14 protein-coding genes are annotated in these 17,086 nt (G+C 64.5%); 5 read left to right on the top strand and 9 right to left on the bottom strand.

The genetic code is table 11. The features are described from left to right. Window positions 1–4: 4 nt before the first annotated feature. Together C0V76_RS05830 and C0V76_RS05825 are read left to right on the top strand one after the other, a co-directional pair. On the top strand, window positions 5–3,127 hold the full coding sequence (locus tag C0V76_RS05830; RefSeq protein ID WP_101941428.1) for a multidrug efflux RND transporter permease subunit: 3,123 nt from the start codon (window positions 5–7) through the stop codon (window positions 3,125–3,127). Next, entirely contained in the window at window positions 3,124–4,518 is a 1,395-nt protein-coding gene (locus C0V76_RS05825) for an efflux transporter outer membrane subunit (protein WP_101941427.1), read from the top strand. The genes C0V76_RS05830 and C0V76_RS05825 overlap by 4 nt, the downstream gene beginning before the upstream one ends. Before the next feature lie 37 nt (window positions 4,519–4,555). Here C0V76_RS05825 and C0V76_RS19865 read toward each other — a convergent pair whose 3' ends face one another. From C0V76_RS19865 to C0V76_RS05795, 6 genes are all read right to left on the bottom strand, one after another. After that, window positions 4,556–5,002: a hypothetical protein gene (locus C0V76_RS19865; protein ID WP_158239153.1), complete on the bottom strand. Its 447-nt coding sequence runs from the start codon at window positions 5,000–5,002 to the stop codon at window positions 4,556–4,558. Window positions 5,003–5,085: 83 nt separating this feature from the next. After that, the gene (locus C0V76_RS05815; RefSeq protein ID WP_254048195.1) at window positions 5,086–8,379 is read right to left on the bottom strand and encodes an EAL domain-containing protein; all 3,294 of its coding nucleotides are present in this window, start codon (window positions 8,377–8,379) and stop codon (window positions 5,086–5,088) included. A gap of 172 nt (window positions 8,380–8,551) precedes the next feature. After that, on the bottom strand, window positions 8,552–11,461 hold the full coding sequence (locus C0V76_RS05810) for a PAS domain S-box protein (protein ID WP_101941425.1): 2,910 nt from the start codon (window positions 11,459–11,461) through the stop codon (window positions 8,552–8,554). 100 nt (window positions 11,462–11,561) lie between these two features. Then, on the bottom strand, window positions 11,562–11,918 hold the full coding sequence (locus tag C0V76_RS05805) for a hypothetical protein (RefSeq protein WP_101941424.1): 357 nt from the start codon (window positions 11,916–11,918) through the stop codon (window positions 11,562–11,564). Window positions 11,919–12,006: 88 nt separating this feature from the next. Then, on the bottom strand, window positions 12,007–12,852 hold the full coding sequence (locus C0V76_RS05800) for a 23S rRNA (adenine(2030)-N(6))-methyltransferase RlmJ (RefSeq protein ID WP_101941423.1): 846 nt from the start codon (window positions 12,850–12,852) through the stop codon (window positions 12,007–12,009). Window positions 12,853–12,887: 35 nt separating this feature from the next. Next, the gene (locus C0V76_RS05795) at window positions 12,888–13,364 is read right to left on the bottom strand and encodes a hypothetical protein (protein WP_101941422.1); all 477 of its coding nucleotides are present in this window, start codon (window positions 13,362–13,364) and stop codon (window positions 12,888–12,890) included. Window positions 13,365–13,552: 188 nt separating this feature from the next. On the opposite strand from C0V76_RS05795, the gene C0V76_RS05790 reads away from it, so the two are divergent. Then, the gene (locus C0V76_RS05790; RefSeq protein ID WP_101941421.1) at window positions 13,553–14,392 is read left to right on the top strand and encodes a restriction endonuclease; all 840 of its coding nucleotides are present in this window, start codon (window positions 13,553–13,555) and stop codon (window positions 14,390–14,392) included. Here C0V76_RS05790 and C0V76_RS05785 read toward each other — a convergent pair whose 3' ends face one another. Then, entirely contained in the window at window positions 14,393–15,241 is an 849-nt protein-coding gene (locus C0V76_RS05785; RefSeq protein ID WP_101941420.1) for a sulfurtransferase, read from the bottom strand. A 134-nt stretch (window positions 15,242–15,375) separates the two neighbouring features. Here C0V76_RS05785 and C0V76_RS05780 point away from each other — a divergent pair, with 134 nt between their 5' ends. Together C0V76_RS05780 and C0V76_RS05775 are read left to right on the top strand one after the other, a co-directional pair. Beyond that, complete coding sequence (locus tag C0V76_RS05780) at window positions 15,376–15,582, top strand: SlyX family protein (RefSeq protein WP_101941681.1); 207 nt, start codon at window positions 15,376–15,378, stop codon at window positions 15,580–15,582. A gap of 12 nt (window positions 15,583–15,594) precedes the next feature. Next, on the top strand, window positions 15,595–16,425 hold the full coding sequence (locus C0V76_RS05775) for a S1/P1 nuclease (protein WP_101941419.1): 831 nt from the start codon (window positions 15,595–15,597) through the stop codon (window positions 16,423–16,425). A 27-nt stretch (window positions 16,426–16,452) separates the two neighbouring features. On the opposite strand, the gene C0V76_RS20025 is transcribed toward C0V76_RS05775, so the two are convergent. Further along, window positions 16,453–16,593, bottom strand: a complete 141-nt coding sequence (locus C0V76_RS20025; protein WP_170020670.1) for a hypothetical protein — start codon at window positions 16,591–16,593, stop codon at window positions 16,453–16,455. 66 nt (window positions 16,594–16,659) lie between these two features. Continuing rightward, the gene (locus C0V76_RS05770; protein WP_101941418.1) at window positions 16,660–17,085 is read right to left on the bottom strand and encodes a YkgJ family cysteine cluster protein; all 426 of its coding nucleotides are present in this window, start codon (window positions 17,083–17,085) and stop codon (window positions 16,660–16,662) included. Window position 17,086 lies beyond the last annotated feature (1 nt).

Here is a 17,086-nt window from a genome sequence, read left to right as displayed (position 1 = left end):
CGGCATGGGGTTCTTCGTCAATCGTCCGGTCTTCGCGACCGTCATCGCGCTGTTCATCACCCTGCTGGGCCTGCTCTCGGTCAAGCAGCTGGCGGTGGAGCAGTATCCCAACGTCGCACCGCCGCAAGTCAAAATCACGGCGGTCTATCCCGGCGCCAGCCCGGAAACCATCGAAACCACCGTGGCCGCGCCGATCGAGCGTGAGATGAATGGCATCGAAGGCTTGCTCGACATGCAGTCCACCGCATCGGCCAGCGGCCTGATGGAGCTGACCATCTCCTTCGAGCCTGGCACCGATCTGAATCTTGCTGCGGTGGATGTGAACAACAGCGTCAAGCGCGTCGAGCCACTGCTGCCGGAAGTGGTGTTGCAGCAGGGGCTGCGCGTGTCGAAGTCCAATCCTTCGATGCTGATGATCGTGGCGCTGCAGTCGGATGATCCGCGCTTTGACGCCGCCTATCTCGCCAACCTGGCTTACTCGCGCTATGTGAATGAACTCAAGCGTCTGCCGGGAGCGGGTGATGTGTCACTCTTCGGCAATCCGTACTCGATGCGCTTGTGGGTGGAGCCGGATTCGCTGGCCAAGTACGGCATGTCCGTGACCGACGTGATCAACGGTGTGCGCGAACAGAACCAGAATTTTGCCGTCGGCGAAATTGGTCAGGCGCCCGCCCCGAGCGGTCAGGTGTTGACCTTCCCGATGCAGACGCGTGGCGGGCTGGTGGAGGTGAAAGAGTTCGAGGACATCATCCTGCGTGCCAACAAGGATGGTTCTGTGGTGCGCCTGCGCGATGTGGCGCGCGTTGAACTGGGCAGCGAGGAGTATTCGATCTCCTCGCGCCTCAATGGCAAGCCGGCTATTGCACTGGGTATCTACCTGCGCCCCGGGGCGAATGCTCTGGCGCTTGCCAAGGCGGTGCGCAGCCGCATGGATGAGCTGGGTGCCGATTTACCGGCCGAAATCAAGAGCGTGATCTCGTATGACACGACGCGTTTCGTGAATGCGTCGATCGAGCTGGTGGTGCATACCTTCATCGAAGCCTTCCTGCTGGTGCTGGTCGTGGTGTACCTCTTCCTTGGCAGCGTGCGGGCCACGCTTGTGCCGCTGATCGCGATTCCTGTCTCCATCATCGGCACCCTGGCCGGCATGCTGGTGATGGGCTTTTCGATCAACATGCTGACCCTCTTCGGCATGGTGCTGGCAATCGGTATCGTGGTGGATGATGCGATCGTGGTGGTCGAAGCCGTTGAGCATCTGATGCACAGCGAGAAGCGCTCACCGAAAGACGCGGCGAAGAAAGCCATGCAGGGCATTGGCGGTGCCATCGTGGGCGTTACCTCGGTGATCTGTGCGGTGTTCGTGCCGATTGCCTTCCTGGGTGGCGTGACCGGCACGCTCTACAAGCAGTTCGCCATCACCATCACGATTTCCACGCTGCTCTCGGCCATCGTCGCGCTGACCCTCACGCCGGCTTTGTGTGCGCTGATTCTCAAGCCGGGCGTGCATAAGCCGAAGCTGATCCAGAAATTCGATGTTTTTTTTGAGCGCCTGACAGGCCGTTTTACCGGGGTGGTGAGTTTCATGCTCGGGCGCGGGGTGCGCTGCTTCATCCTCTATGCCGTGCTGCTCGGCGGCATGGCGTTCCTGCTCAAGACCATTCCCGGTGGCTTCGTGCCGGACGAGGACAAGGGCACCGTGATGGTGGCCATCGATCTGCCTTCCGGTGCTTCGCCCGAGCGCACCCAGGCGGTGGTGGAAAAGGCCGAGCAGTACTTCATGAGCCAGGAGCCCGCAGTGGAGCAGGTGCTGGCGATCAAGGGCTTCTCGATCTTCTACCGTTACGCTAACCAGGCCTTCTTCTTCATCACCCTCAAGGACTGGGCTGCGCGTGAGGCCAAGGATCATGCCTTTACCATCGTGCAGCGCGCCAACCGGGCGCTGTACACGATTCCGGAGGCGCGCATCTTTGCCATCAACGAGCCCGCTATTTCAGGCATGGGCATGATCTCGGGCTTCGACTACCGCCTGATCTCCACCGACGGGGACCGCGTCAAACTCAATGAAACCGCGCTGAAGCTGGTCCAGGCCGCTACGCAGGAAGCTTCGATTGCAGGCGTGCGCAGCGTGGCTGCGCCTGATGTGCAGACCCTGTTTCTTGATGTGGATCGCAATAAGGCCAAGGCCATGGGAGTGAACCTCTCCGAGCTATACACCGGGGTCGGTGCATTGATGGGCTCCAGCTTCGTGAATCAATTCACCCAGTTCGGTACCAACCTGAAAGTGAAGCTCCAGGCCGATCCACGTTTCCGTTCCGATCCTGAGTTTCTGGGCAACTTCAATCTGCGCAATGCCGAAGGCAAGCTGGTGCCTTTCTCCTCGCTGGCGACAACGGAATGGCGCTCGGCGCCGATCTCGCTGAGCCGCTTCAATGGCTATCCCGCCATCCAGCTCAATGGTGTTTCGGCACCAGGGCGCAGTTCGGGCGAGGCGATCGAGGCCATGGAGCGCATTTCAAAGGCCGAGCTGCCGCAGGGGGTGAGCTTTGTGTGGGCCGGCCAGTCGCTGCAGGAGAAGCTCTCCGGCGGTCAGCAGGGCTTCGTGTTTCTGCTCTCGCTGATCTTCGTGTTCCTGTTCCTGTCGGCGCTCTACGAGAGCTTCCGGCTGCCGGTAGCGGTCTTCCTGGTGGTGCCAATCGGCATCCTTGGCGCGCTGCTGGCCCTATTCCTGCGGGGCTCGGCCAATGATGTGTTCTTCCAGGTAGGCCTGATTACCCTGATCGGTCTGGCTGGTAAGAACGGCATCCTGATTGTGGAGTTTGCCAAGCAGAAATGGGAGGAGGGCATGAGCAGCCGTGACGCGGCCATCGAAGCCGCGAAGCTGCGCCTGCGGCCGATCGTGATGACCTCGCTGGCTTTCATCCTCGGCGTGATTCCGCTGGTGACGGCTTCGGGGGCCGGCGCTGCGACCCAGCATTCGGTAGGCACCGGCATCATGGGCGGGATGCTCGCGGCGACCCTGGTCGGGGTGTTCTTCACGCCGCTGTTTTTCTACGCCATGAATCGTTCGCGCGATGCGGCGCGGGATGCGGGGCGTGGCACGGCAGACCGTCAGGGGGAGGACGCATGATGAAGCACACCTGCCTCGTTCTCTCGATCAGCCTGTGGCTGGCCGGCTGTGCCACGCCGGGCACGGTAGATCGTCCAGCCCTCGAAATACCAGAGCAATGGCGCAGCCTGCCCAGCCAGACCGTGGCGGATGCGCCGGCCCCTTGGGCGGCACTGTTTGCGCGGCCGGATCTGGCCGCACTGCTGCAGGCCGCGCGCGACAATAACCGCAGCCTGCGTGCCGCGGCGGCCCGCGTCGATGCGGCTGCTGCCAGCTATGGCGTGCTGCGCGCCCAGCGCTGGCCGGCGCTGAACGCGCAGGGCGCGGCCTCACGCGGCAAGCAGCCGGTGAGTGCCGCACTGGACAACCAGATCGGCGAATCCACCCAACTGGCCGCCGCACTGAGCTGGGAACTCGATCTGTGGGGGCGTATTGCCGATCAGGCCGAGTCCGGTCGCCAGAGCTGGCTCTCCGCCGAGGAAACCTACCGGGCTGCCCAGGTCAGCCTGGATACCCAGGTTGCAGGGGGCTGGTTGCTGCTGCTGGAGCTTGATGAGCAGTTGCTGATTGCCGAGCGTACCGTGGCCAGTCAGGCCACCTCCCTGGATCTGGTGCGGCGCCGCTTCAAGGGCGGCGTGGTGTCGATGGTGGATGTGAATCAGGCTGAGTCTGCGCTGGCCGGCGCCGAGTCGACTCGCGCCGATATCGGGCGAGCCTGTGCCCAGGCGGAGAATGCGCTGGCCATCCTGATCGGTCGCCCGCCGCATGCGGTGCCGCGTAGCGGCATGGTCAGCGATTTGTCGCGCCCGACCGCACTGCCGGTGGGGCTGCCCGCTGATCTGCTGCTGAACCGGCCGGATGTGCGGGCCGCTGAACGTGCGCTGGAATCCACCCAGCATGGCGTATTCGCCGCGCGCAAGGCTTGGCTGCCGTCGATCAAGCTCACCGGCATGCTGGGCTGGGCCAGTTACGATCTTTCGAAAGTCGTCAGCACCGGCACCGAGGCCTGGTCGGCGGGAGGCGTGATCAATCTGCCGATCTTCAACGGTGGCAGCCTGATGGCCCAGCTTGATCTGGCCGAGGCGCGCCAGCGCGAAGCGGCCGAAACCTACGCGGGTAGCGTGCTGCAGGGCCTGCGCGAGGTGGAGGATGCGATCGTCGGTTTCCAGCGTCTGTCTGAGCAGAGCGATGCTCTGGCACGGCGTGTGAAGGCCACGCGAGAGCGCTTGCGTCTGGCGGACATGCGCTACCGCGCCGGGGTGACGGATTACTTTGAGGTGCTCAATGCCCAGCAGGATCTGCTGGCTGCCGAGCTCAGTGCGGTGCAGGCCTCGCGCGGCTCGCAGGCGGCGCTGCTGCAGCTGTATGCCGCGCTCGGCGGGGCTGAGTCGGGGGCGCCCCGGGCGCAGTGAGCGGCCGGGCGGACGGCGGGGCCGCCCGGCACGCGCCTTACTTGACGCTGTAGCCGCGGCCGCTGAGGCAGGCGGCGCGGGCTTGGTTGTAAGCGGCGCTGTTGCCCTGCGTCTGGGCGGTGGCCTGTTGCTGCTGGGCCGCGGCCTGCTGGCGCCTTTGGCCACGTTGGGCCGCCGCACCGCCCACGGCTCCGGCGGCTGCGCCTTTGCCAACGTCATTGTCAGTGATGGCCGCTACCGCCGCACCAGCAGCGGCTCCGCGTACCCGTCCGCCTGTTGGTGCGGGGGCAGGAGCGGGTGCGGCCGCAGCAGGTTTGGTGGGGTCCACGCCGGTCTGGCCGACGGCCCAGCTGTGGCATTCGTATTCGTCCTTCTTCTGTTGCTCGGCAGACTGGCCTTTGGCCGGATAGACGTATTGCGCCAGCGCATTGCCGGATATGAGGCAGGCGAGTGCGATCAGACTCGCGGAAAGCGACTTGTGCATGCTGCTGCTCCTTTTCTGGAACCCAGTTGCGGACATCCGCAGCAGGTTGAGCGGAATTATGCGCCGCTGGCGGAGGTGCCCACTCAATCTGGTTCGGACCTGCCCGGGAGGCCTTCCTGCTGCCGTAGCCAGGCTTCGAAGGCTGCGGCAGGCTGGGGTTTCCCGATCAGATAGCCCTGGATTGCGTGGCAGCCTCGCGCCATCAAGTAGTCGCGTTGCGCCGGGTTTTCTACGCCTTCTGCCACGACGCGCATGCCCAGGTCGCGCGCCATGGACAGGGTGGCTGCGGCGATGGCCGCGTCTTCGAGATCACCCGGCAAGTCCTTGATGAAGGAGCGGTCGATCTTCAGGCGCTGGATGGGCAGGCGTTTGAGGTAGGCGAGGCAGGAGTAGCCGGTGCCGAAGTCGTCCAGGGCGAGAGAGAGCCCCATGGCGCAGAGCGCGTCGAGGCGTTCGACCAACTCGTCCGTGGAAGCGAGGAGTGCGCCCTCGGTGATCTCCAGTTCGATGTAGCGTGGGTCGGCCCCTGTTTCCTCCAGAATCTGGCGCAGCCTGGGCACAAAGTCTGCCTGCTGGAACTGCAATGCGGCGATGTTGATAGCCATCGCCAGCGGCATACCTGCTCTGGCCCAGCGGGCTTGCTGTGCACAGGCTTCACGCAGCACCCAATCGCCCAGTGGCAGAATCAGGCCGGATTCTTCAGCCAGCGGGATGAACTCGATCGGCGGCACCATGCCGCGTTCCGGGTGCTGCCAGCGCACCAGGGCTTCGCAGCCGTCGATGCGTGCCGTTTCAAGCTCCATCTGAGGCTGGTAATGGAGCACCATCTCGCCGCGTTCGATGGCCCGGCGCAAGGCCGTTTCGAGCTGCAGGCGCTGCATCGCGCGCTGATTCATCTCCGGCACGAAGAACTGGTAGTTGTTGCGGCCGGACTGCTTGGCGCTGTACATCGCCACGTCCGCATGCTTGAGCAAGGTGTCGATATCCTCGGCGTCGCTCGGATAGTGGGCAATGCCGATGCTGGCCGAGACGCTGAGTTCGTGCCCGTCGATCTGCAAAGGGGCTGCCAGGCTTCTGACGAGCTTGCCGGCCACTGCCGTGATCTCCTCGATGTGGCTCAGGCGCGGTAGCAGCAGTACGAACTCGTCGCCCCCCTGGCGGGCCAGCAGATCTTCGGCGCGCAGGCATTGGCGCAAACGCTGGGCCACGGTGGCCAGCAGTTCATCGCCTACCTGATGGCCCAGGGAGTCATTGATGGTCTTGAAGTGATCGAGATCGAGGAACAGGACTGCAGCCTGATCGCTATGGCGATGCGCGCCGGCCAGTACGGCGCGGGCCTGTTCCAGCCAGTAATTGCGGTTGGGCAGGCCGGTGAGGGCATCAAAACGGGCGAGGTACTGGATGTGGGCCTCGGCCTGGCGGGCGCTGGTCACGTTCTGGGCGGTGCCATACACGCGCATCAGGCGGCCCATGAACCATTCGCTCTCGACCTGGAAATGCAGGATCTGCTCGACGCCGTTCTGGTCGGCCATGCGGCAGTCCAGCGCCTGGCTGCTGCCGTTGCGGGCAGCTTCTTCGAGTGCCATATCGAGATGCGAACGATCGTCAGGGATCAGGCGTAGCAGCAAGTCCTCGCGCTGCACGCGGGTGCTGCCCGGCAGCTCCAGCAAACGCAGGAACTCTTCCGAGCAGTGCAGGGTGCCGCCACCCGGGGTGAGTTCCCAGCTGCCCATCCGTGCGATGCGCTGAGCCTGGGCCAGCAGGGCCTGCTGGTCGCGCAGGCGGGTGCTGGCGCGGGCCAGCTCGGCAGTGCGTTGGGCCACCAGTTCGGCGGTGCGGCGTGCCCGCCCCGAGGTGAGCAGCAGGAAGGCGCTCAGCAGGGCCGAGAAGACCAGCGCCGAGCCGATTGCGGCGCCCGAGGCCCAACTGCGGCTGGCCGAGGAAAAATGGGCTTCGCTGCGCAGGATGATCTGCCATTCGCGGTCGGCAAAACCGATACTGCGGATCAGGATGCGGCCGCTGTCGGCCCAGTCCGGGCGGGCGCAGTCGGCCGGGCCGGCGAGGCGCTGGGAGGAGGGTTCGGCGCTGCGGTCGGCGAGGCACAGGCTGATGTGTGGCGAGATGATCTGCTCGCGGGCGAGGGCGACGATGTCTTCCATGCGCATGGCAAGTGTCACCATGCCGCGCAGGTTGAGGGTGTCGTCTGAAAATACCGGCTGATACACGATCACGCCGGGTTGGCTGCGGTCTCCCTGAACCAGGGTGATCGGATCGCTGGCCGCAGGGCGACCGGTGCTGCGCGAGACGCCGATCGGGATGGCTCCGCGTGCGTAGCCGGCCGGGTTCAGGCCCAGGACTTTTTCATTGCCAGCGAGTGGCTCGATCAGGGTGATCGGGAAGTATTCGTCTGCGGGCTCGGCGGGTTTCAGATGCCCGGCGAGATCGCGGTCCATGACCCGGAAGCCGCTGCGCCCGGCGCGCTGCTGGGCACGCTCGAAGTTGGCCAGATCGGCCAAGCGGATGCGTGGGTTCCAGGTCAGGTTGACGATGCCGGGATAGCGGTTGAGCCAGGCATGAGTGAGGCGTTGCCAGTCGCGCGGGGTGAGTGGGGTTTCGTTGAGGCTCAGATGGCGCTCGAGGGCCAGGAGCATGTCTAGCTTGGCTTGCAGGCGACTATGCAGAACGCTGGCAACGCTTTCGGCGTCGCGCAGGAATTCGGACTGGAGGCGGATCTCTTCACGCTGACGGACCAGCATCAGGGCGCCGGCAATGACCAGGGTGGCCAGCAGCAGCGGGATGCCCAGCGTGCGGCGGCGGCCTTCCCAGTGGCTGGCTGGCCGGCCCAGCAGGGTGAAGCAGATCGGGGTGAAGATCAGCACGCCGAGGGTGTCGCCGATCCACCAGTTGGCCCAGTTGAAGAAATCGGCGTGCCCCGCATCCTGGGTGCCCACTTGCAGCAGCAAGGTGGCGAGCGTGGCGCTGGGCAGGCAACCGATGGGGGCGACGATGCCAACGAAGAGGGCGACTTCGCGGGTTTCGTCGAGGGCTGAGGGATATGCTTTGAGGCTGCGCGCCAGCCACTGGCCAAACAGGGCCTGCAGGCAGACGCTGGCCGGCAGCCCCAGCAGGAGCAGCGGATTGAAGCCGAACTTGAGCGAGGTGGCGAGCTGCACGCACAGCATGCCAAGGTAGAGGCCGGGCAGTACGCGCAGGCCAAAGAGCAGCAGGGCGGCCAGGGCGATGCCGGTGCCGGGGAAGATCGGTGTGGTGATGCCGGGGTCGATCGCAACACGCAGGGCGAGCGCGCCCAGCCCGGCGCTGGCAGCGGCCAGCAACAGGTTTAGGCGAAGAGTCTCGGTGAGGCGTGCGTTCATCATTCTCCGCTCGTGCCGGTAGCGCCTGGAGCCGGGCTTGCGCGATAGTGCAAGCAACGTGCCACGCCCTTGGCCCAGCACCGCTCATCCTGTCGTTTACGGCAAGCGGGAGCGAATCTTTGATCTGGTGCAGCAGGGCGTCATGCAGCGCCGCAGTTGCGGCGCGCGGGGTGTTTCAGGCGTGCTCGGTAAGTGCCGGGCTGGGCGCTTCGGCGGGCAGGCGAATGGTGAAGACGGCGCCGCCATCGGGATGATTGGCTGCGCAGATGCTGCCGCCATGATCAAGCATGATGCGGCGACTGATGGTGAGCCCCAGGCCGGTGCCGCCAGGGCTTGGCGCCTTGCTGCTCTGTTCGAAGGAGTCGAAGATCAGTTCGAGCTCGCCTTCAGGGATGCCGGGGCCATGATCGCGCACGGTGAGGCCGACCACCGGCTGACCAGTGACCGGGTCCGCCTCGCTGAGATAGTCGATCTCGATGCTGCTTTTGGCGGGGCTGAACTTGATGGCGTTCGAGAGCAGATTGATTAGCACCTGGGTGAGGCGGGCCTTGTCGTAGGTGGCCAGGAGGCGCGGGTAGCTGTCATTGTTGAGCAGGCTCAGTGCTTTCGCCATGGTCAGTGAGGACACCTCGGCGATGGCGGCCTGCACGGTGTTCTGCAGGTAGTGGCGGGCCTTGTCGTAGCTCATCTTGTCCGCTTCCAGGCGCGACATGTCGAGCAGGTCGTTGAGCAGCGCAAGCAGGCGTTTTCCGGCGTTCTGGATCCGCTCGAAGTAGCGTGCGAGTTCGCTCGCCTCATTGGCGCCGGACTTGTGCAGGCCCATCTCGGAGAAGGAGAGGATGGCGTGCATCGGCGTGCGCAGCTCGTGTGACATGTTGGTGAGGAAGGTGCTCTTGGCGTGGCTGGCCGCTTCGGCTGCTTCCTTGGCTTCGAGCAGGGTCTTCTCGATTTCCTTCTGGCGTGAGATGTCCGACAGGAAGGCGAACACATATTCGGTCTCGCCGCGATCGTCCGGAATCAGGCCGTAGCTGACCATGAAGGGATGGCGCTGGCCATCCTGAATCGGCAGGATGATCTCGCGCCTGGCCGTGGCGGAGAGTTGTTTGTCATCTTGCGGGAAGAGGCGTCCGGCGATGGCTTCGCCCCATACGGCTTCGGGAGTCTGGCCAAGCAGGGCGCCGCGGCTGATGCCCAGTTGCAGGCATAGCGCCTGGTTGACGTCTACGAAGCGGCGCTGGCGGTCGATCAGGGCGAAGCTGTCGGCGGTGGTGTCGAGCACCGAGCGCTTGAGCTGCTCGGATTGACGCAGGGCGAGCGCAGCGGTGCGCTGGGCGGTTACATCCTCGATGATGAAGACCAGGCCGCGCTCGGGCTCGTTCGGCACCAGTGCGCGGGCAAACAGCATGGCCCAGAACATCGAGCCGTCGCTGCGGCGCAGCTCGGCTTCACCGCGGTAGGTGCCGCCGAGGGCGACGCGATTCTCGATGGCTCGCCGGGTCTGGCTGTAGGATTCTTCCGAGGCATGAATCAGGCGCTCGGGCAGGCCGTTGATGCTGCTCATGCCGTAGCCAAAGAGGGCTTCGAAGGCCGGGTTGACGAGCTGCATGTGCTCCTGCACCGAGAGCACGATGGCAAGCGGGTTGGCATCCAGCACGGTGCGTACTTCCGCCGTGCGCTCGGTGACCATCTCCTGCAGGTGATCGCGATGGCGGCGCAGCTCTTCCTCGGCGGCAAGGCGTTCGCTGATGTCGCGGGCAGTGATGCACAGGTAATGGCGATGCTTGTCCGAGATGCGTGCAGCGGTCAGCTCCAGCGGTACGCGCTGGCCATTCTTGCAGCGCAGGACGCTTTCCTGGCTCTGCCGGCCAACGATGCGTAGGGTGTTCTCGAGTTGCTCCCAGCGTTGCTCGGAGTCGCCGATCAGCTCACCGAAACCCATCGACAGCAGCTCGCTGGCGCTGAACTGGCTGACCTCGGCAAGGCGCCGGTTGGCATACTGAAGATGACCACCGGAGTCGCACCAGAGGATCATTTCGGGCGACTCATCCATCGCGAACTGGGTCAGCTGCAGGCGTGATTCGGATTCCTCGACGTGACGGATCTGGCGCAGCAGCACGAAGAGCATCAGGCTCAGGGCGACCAGGATCAGTGAGGAGAGCGCGACACGCATCCGCGTATCGGTTACGAACTTGGCCAGCACGCGTTCGGTATCGAGCTTTACCCGCACGATCACTGGCACGCTGGAGGCGCTGACCAGCTGGGCGACGAAGTGATCGCCCTCTGCGCTCTGGTCACGGAAGAAGGCGGTGCGGTTGAGCTGCAGTGCATCGAAGCTGGCGCTGTCGTTGTCGCGCAGGTTCTTGCCTAGCTGGGTGATGTCCAGCGGGTGATTGAGCAGCAGCACGCCATCGGTGCGCAGTAACTGGATGCTGGTGCCGCGCTCGAGCTGCAGGGAATCGTAGAAGCGCAGGAAGTAATCCGGCTCCACGCCGGAGAGCATCACGCCATCGAACTGGCTGTCGGCTGTATTGATGCGGCGGGTCAGCGGGATCAGCCACTTGTAGTCGGTACGGCTGATGATCGGCTCGCCGATGCGCAGGCGCACATCGTTGTGGCTGCGGTGATAGGCGAAGTAGGCGCGGTCGGAGAGGTCCACGCGCCGGGTCGGGTATTCGAGGCCATGGGCGGCAAGGGTGCCGCGGCTATTCATGACGATGATGGCGCGGATCTGCGGGGTGAGCTCGACTTTGCCCTTCATCCGTTCGTGCGCCCAGTGTTCATCCAGGCTATTCATGCCGCCGGCGCGCTCGACGTCTTCGGCCACGTTCTGCATGGCCTGCTCGACCGAGACCAGTGAGCGGGTGGCGTGCTCGTCCAGTGAGCGGGCCAGGGACAGGGCCTGGCGTTCAGCGCTGCGCAAGGTGCCCTGATAGTCGGCATAGCTGATCCAGGCCACGGCCAGCAGCACGATCAGCAGGGTCAGCGCGTAGAACACCAGCACGCCCTGGCGCAAGCGGCGCAGCAAGGGACGTGCATCCGGATGAGGATGCTTGCTGAAGAGCTGATCGAACCAGTGCAGATTCATTGTGACGGGGTAAACAGGCAAGGCCAGCTATCGGTAACGGCCCGGCGGCGTGCCTGCCCGAGAGTACTTGTGGGCAGGCCCGTCGTCAGGTGGCCAGGGCTTACTTGGTGGCGCTGGCGTCAGCCACGCACTTCTTCACGAAGCTGTTCTTGGCGGCTCCCGCGAGTTTCTTCTCGGCGGCTTGGGTTTCACAAGTGTTGCCGGCGCTGGTGGCCTTGCTGTCGGCTTCGCACTTCTTGAGGAAGCTATTCTTGGCGGCGCCTGCGAGCTTTTTCTCGGCAGCCTGGGCATCACAGGCGCTGGGGGTTGCGGCCGAGGCATCGGCGTTGCACTTCTTGAGGAAGCTGGTCTTCGCGGCTCCGGCAAGCTTCTTGTCGGCGGCCTGCTCATCGCAGGTGGCGGCAAAGGCGCTGCTGGCAAACAGGGCGACGAGGCTGGCGATCACGATCTTGCGCATGGGGGACTCTCCTTTGAGTGGCGGGAATGCCGGAAGGCGAGCCATTCTAGCGCTGCGTCATGACCTCCGGCACATGCCACTGCGCTTTTCAGGTGCTTTCATGCTCAAGGGTGTGGCAGGCTCCCTCATCTTCGGCAAGTGCGGCCGTGAGCCAGGGGAGTTCCGCCTGCAGAGTGGCGGCCAGCGTCCATGGCGGATTGATGATGAACATGCCGCTGCCATTCATGCCGAAGCCCTCCGGTGAGGGGCCACGGACGCTCAGGGTGGCGTGCAGCCAGTTGCTGGCGCCGAGTGCCTTGAGCTGGCGGGGCAGCTGCTTCGATTCGGGCTTGGCTAGCATCGGGTACCAGATGGCGTACATGCCAGTGGGGAAGCGCAGGAGCGAATCCTTGAGGGCCTGGATCAGGCGGCTGTAATCCTCGCGCAGCTCGTAGGAAGGATCGATCAGGGTCAGGCCACGCCGGCTCGGTGGCGGTAGCAGGGCTTTGAGGTTGGCAAAGCCATCGTCCGCAAATACCTTGCACTGCTTGCCTTGCTGGCCAAAGTAGCTATCCAGGGTGCGGAAGTCGGTACTGTGCAGTTCGAACAGGCGCATGCGGTCCTGCTCGCGCAATGCGCGCTGGGAAAACCAGGGCGAGCCGGGGTAGGCCTGTAGCCTGCCGTCGCCATTGAGCGCACGCACTTCGGCGACATACGCGGCCAGCATCGGTGGCAGGTCGGTGCGGTCCCACAGACGGCCAATGCCGCCACGAAACTCGCCAAGCTTCTCGGCATGGACGGAGTCGAGCGCATACAGGCCGGCGCCAGCATGGGTGTCGATGATCTGGAAAGCCTTGTCCTTCTGGCCGAGATAAGCCAGGAGCTGGACCAGGATGGAATGCTTGAGCACATCGGCGTGGTTGCCGGCGTGATAGGAGTGGCGATAGCTGAGCATGGCGGGCCGGTAGGGTGGTCAGCCACGATTGTAGATCAAGGCTTGTCCGGCTTGCCCTCGGCCCACTGTTTCTCGAAGCGTTGTTGCTCGCGCAGGAAGTGGTTGCTGCATTCGACGGTGATCGCCGGCTCACTGGCATTGTTGCACTTGCGCGGTTTGACATAGAAACGCTGCCAGGCCTGCTCCTTTCGCTCGCGCTCGATGCGGTCGAAGGCATCGGCCTGCTCGCGGGCTGCCAGGGCGGCCTGCATGTTCTGCTCGCGGCGCTGGCGATCGGTTTCGATGAGTTGCTGCTCACGGGCGACGCGGGCACGACGCAGTTCAGCCTGATTGGCTTCTTCAGCGCGGGCAACGAGATCACTGGGGGCGCTGGCCGTCGCTTGCGCGGCCGCTACCGGCGCGGGGGCAAGCAGGTGCGTGCTGGCCGCATGTGCCGCAAACAGCAGGAGGCCTGCGAGCACGATGGCCAGCAGTAGATGCTGCGGAGCGGTAGAGCTGCGAGTTGCGTCCATGCGATGGACCCGGGGTGGCAGAAGCCGCAGTCTAGCGCCCGCAAGGCTTGTCGATCCGGCCACTCGTCCGCTGTTGGTGGCCTGCGGGGAACGGGGAAGAATGCGCTGGCTATGATCGGGGAATGACACGCTTACCGCGAGACGCTGCTATGCATGCTGCTGACCCTGTTCCCTCTGGATCCATTGCGTTGCTTGGTGCATCCCGTTGGCTCGGCACCGGCTGGCAGGGGCCGGCACTGCGGGCGTTCGCGCTCTTCGTGCTGGGGGATGTGTTGCCGCGCGCGGTGCACAGCGGATCGGCCGGCTGGCTGTCGTGGCTGGTTCTGCCCGTGTGCTATGGCTTGCTGGTGCTGGCCATTCTGCGCGGGCTCGGACACATTCAGGAGGCGCCCGAGGATGAGGCCCCTGAGCTTGACGATGCCGCAGCAAGTCCGGCACCGCTGGATGCGGTGGTCAGCCTGGCCAGTCAGCCTGCGGCCAAACCCCGCGACTGGAGCCTCGCCTTGTTGCATGCGCTGGAATGGAAGCGCATGGGGGATCTGTGCCTGGCCTTCTACAAGGAGCGAGAACTGCTTGCGCGGGCGGTAACGGCCGGTGCGGATGGCAGTCTGGAGGCTGTGCTGTGTCAGACCGGCAGTGAGCAGCCTTTCTCGCTGCTGCACTGCAAGGCGCGCGGTCGCCAGGAGGTTGACGTCGAGGCCCTCCAGCCTCTTGTGCAGCGGATGCACGAGGCTGGCGTGGAGCGGGCCTTCTTCATGGGGGCCTGGCGTTTCAGCAGCGCCGCCAAGGAATTCGCCCGGGGGCAGCAGATCACCCTGGTGGATGACCGTATGTTTCTCGCCCTGCTGGGACGTTTGCCGCAGGAAAGCAGTCAGCGCCTGCTGAACTTGGCGGTGGAGGGTGACTACACGACGCCGACCTGCCCCGGCTGCCTCCTCAAGATGATTCCGCGCCAGAACGAGCAGGGGCGCTACTGGGGGTGCCGGGCCTATCCACACTGCAAGCACACCCTGGGCATGCATGCCTGATCAGTTGCCGGTCGCGACCGGCCGGGCCGGATCACTGCTCCATTCACTCCACGAACCCGGATAAAGAATGGCGCCCGGCAGGCCGGAGATCTCCAGTGCCAGCAGGTTGTGACAGGCGGTCACGCCCGAGCCGCACTGGGCAATGACGCGGGAGGCCGGGCGGGCACCGAGCAGGGCGGTGAAGTCCGCCCGTAGCTCAGTCGCGGGCTTGAAGCGGCCATCTGCTTGCAGGTTGTCGCGAAAGAAGCGGTTGCATGCGCCCGGGATGTGGCCGCCAACCGCATCAAGGGTTTCGTTCTCGCCACGGAAGCGATCCGGTGCGCGCGCGTCGATGACCAGCTTGTCCTGCGCGGCGAGATTGCTCATGACTCCGGCGGCATCAATGCTGCCCACCAGGGATTCACCGGCGATGAGGTCTCCCGCGTTCCGAGCGGGCGGCAATGCGCTCGTGATTTCCCCGCCAGCGGCTAGCCATCCCGGCATGCCACCATCCAGAACCGCTGCGGCCTGGTGGCCAATCCAGCGCAGCATCCACCACAGGCGGGCGGCCATCATGCTGCCCTGAGCGTCATAGATCACCACCTGCGAAGCCTGATTGACACCCAGGCCGGCCAAGCGGGCGGCGAAACTGGCGCGATCTGGCAGCGGGTGGCGACCATTGCTGCCGTTCTTCGGGCCGGAGAGGTCCTCATCCAGATGCAGGAAGAACGCTCCGGGCAGGTGGCCGGCCGTATAGGCCGCACGGCCGGCTTGCGGGTCGGAGAGGTCGTGGCGCACATCCAGAACGATCCAGGCCGGATCAGCGAGATGGGCTTGCAGGGTGGCGGCACTGATGATTGTAGTGTGCATCGGGCGGGGCTCCTTGGCTGCGGGCAAGTCGATGGCAGACGAGGCTGCCGATGGGAGCACAGTATCGGGCAAACGCTGGCGGGCGGGGAGGGGCGGGTACAATGGCGGCCTTCATCCGCCTTGCCGAGTGTCCCATGGAAGATCGCATCATCAATCTCGAGAGCAAGCTCTGTCTGGCTGAGGATCTGCTCGAGGAACTCAATCGCACCGTGTGGCGCCAGCAGGAACAGCTTGATCATCTGCAGGCGCAGCTACGTCTGCTTTACCAGCAGATGCAGGGGGGCGCGGAGGGGAGTGCCGAGAAGCGCGATCTGCGCGAGGAAATCCCTCCGCACTACTGATCAGGAGGCGTCATGCTGTCCCGTCTTCTGCTTGTGGCTGCATTGCTCTGCATCTCTGGCGGGGCGCGTGCCTGGAATGCGCAGGGCCATGCCGCAGTGGCCGCTATTGCCGAGGCGCAGTTGAGCCCGGCTGCGTTGCGACAGGTGAGTGCCTTGCTGGTGGAGGATCTGGACCGCAAGGAGAAATCTTCGGGGCGCAAGCACCTCAGCGAGATCGCGTCCTGGCCGGACGAGATCCGCGATGAGGCCGTTAAAACCGATCCCGCTGCCTACAAGGGCTGGCATGTGCGTAGCAACCAGATTTGCAGTGAGCAACTGGGCGCTTGTCGTGATGGCAACTGCGTCGATCAGCTGATCATCCGCTACGCTGCAGTGCTGGCTGATCGCTCGCAGCCGCATCGAGCGCGCAATGAGGCTTTGAAGTGGGTGGTGCATCTGCTGGGCGATCTGCACATGCCCTTGCATTCGGGTGTGAATCGCAACGGCGGCGGGGCAAAAGTGCTCGTAACCGGCATGAGTCTCAAGCCGGATGACACCTTCCACACCGTGTGGGACGGCGTGCTGCTCAATGCGGCGCTGGCTGGCTGGACGCGCAAGTCGCAGCCCGTCAGCCGGGGGCTGCTGGCGGTGGATAGCCCGACGCAATGGATGATCGAAACGCGCGACCTTGCCCGGCGCGAAGTGTATGAACCCCTGCCGGGCTTTTCATGTGACGCCAAACTGAGCGAACCGATCGTGCTGGATCTTGCATACCAGCAACACAGCGTGGCCGTGATCCGCGCACAGATCGAGCGCGCCGGCCTGCGCCTGGCGCAACTGCTCAATCAGCTGCTTGCTGACTAAGGGTCGGTCTGGTCCCTGTGATGGATCCTAGTGCGGACTGTGCGGCGGCACGATCACCGGGGTGTCGCGTGCATGCTTCTTGGCGTGCTTGAGCTCGCGCTTTTCCTTCATGCTGTGCGAAGCCGGTTTCTTGGTTTCCTTGTTCCCGCGCTGTTCCTTGTGGCTCATGGCTGCCTCCTTGAATGCGCCACTGCAAGGGGCGGCGCTCATTCACTATAGACGGCAATCGCGGATTCAGTCGGCGGAGCGTGCCGCTGGCCGGCTTTTCTGGCGGTAAGGACAGAAGCCGGGGCGTGGGCCGATCTTCTGCGGGTGGTCGCGGCAGGTGTCCGGCCGTTTCTCGTACACGGTGCATTGACGTGTCCTGGCATCCAGGAAGTGGCAGTCGCCGCCAGCCCGGCGGGCCAGCGTGAACAGGCTGTGGCGGAAGTTGAAGTGCTCAATCACCCCCATCTTCTGCAGGCGCTTGGCGAGATGCTTGGGGTCGGTCTCGAGATCGAAGGCCTCGATCACGCCAAGGCGGATCAGGTCGCGCACGCGCACTTCGGCCGGCATGGTGCAGCACACCGCATTGCAGCTGTCGCACAGCCCGTTGCGATACTTGACCCAAGTGTCGATGTTGTCGCGTTCGGCGTTGTGGATGACGATGTGTTTCTGCATG

This window comes from Uliginosibacterium sp. TH139, assembly GCF_002855595.1.
Classification (GTDB): domain Bacteria; phylum Pseudomonadota; class Gammaproteobacteria; order Burkholderiales; family Rhodocyclaceae; genus Uliginosibacterium; species Uliginosibacterium aquaticum.
This window is presented reverse-complemented; position numbering and strand designations above follow the sequence as displayed.